The organism is Mycobacterium sp. E3247 (genome assembly GCF_001667785.1).
In the GTDB taxonomy this organism is placed as follows: Bacteria; Actinomycetota; Actinomycetes; order Mycobacteriales; family Mycobacteriaceae; genus Mycobacterium.
The window spans coordinates 1-605 of sequence record NZ_LZJG01000191.1; the positions used below are offsets into that span (position 1 = coordinate 1).

Annotated in this window: 1 protein-coding gene; it reads left to right on the top strand. The window is 63.0% G+C overall.

All coding sequences use genetic code 11. The annotated features are described in order from the left end of the window. Window positions 1–216: 216 nt before the first annotated feature. On the top strand, window positions 217–605 hold a 389-nt coding region (locus tag A9X04_RS10140), incomplete at its 3' end, for an acyl-CoA dehydrogenase family protein (RefSeq protein WP_197509118.1).

Below are 605 nucleotides of genomic sequence, written 5' to 3' on the forward strand. Positions count from 1 at the left end.
ACCCAGGCGTCGTCGCCGCGTGCTACGCGGAACAGTGCATTGGCGATTCCGGTGCTTGCCCCGATGCGTTCAGCCGTCAGCGGCTGACCACGGCCAGGGAGGCGGTCGCCGATCCACTCGTCGAGCCGGCCAATGTCGACAAGGTGTGCGGTGGTGGTCATCGCTCCGAAGATAGCAATCTTGACAGTGAGTGTCAATGATGGCAGGGTATGACACATGATCAACTTCGAGTTGCCTCATGAGGTTCGTGAACTGCGTGCCCGGGTCGCCACTTTCATCGACGAGGTAGTGCTGCCGGCGGAGCCACAGATCGGCACGCGTCCCTTCTTCGACATCGTCAAGGAGGTCCAGGACAGGGCCCACGCGGAAGGGTTGTGGTGCCCCTTCGTACCGGTGCAGTACGGCGGAATGGGGTTGGGGCACTTGGCCAATGCCGTCGTGCAAGTCGAAGTGGGCCGCGCGTTCAGCCATCTGGGTGCGTGGGCGTTGAACTGCATGGGCCCACAGGACGCGACCATGCTGACCCTCATCGAGCACGGGACCGAGGAGCAGAAGCAGCGCTACCTGGTCCCGCTGGTCAACGGCGATATCCGGGTCTGCTTTGC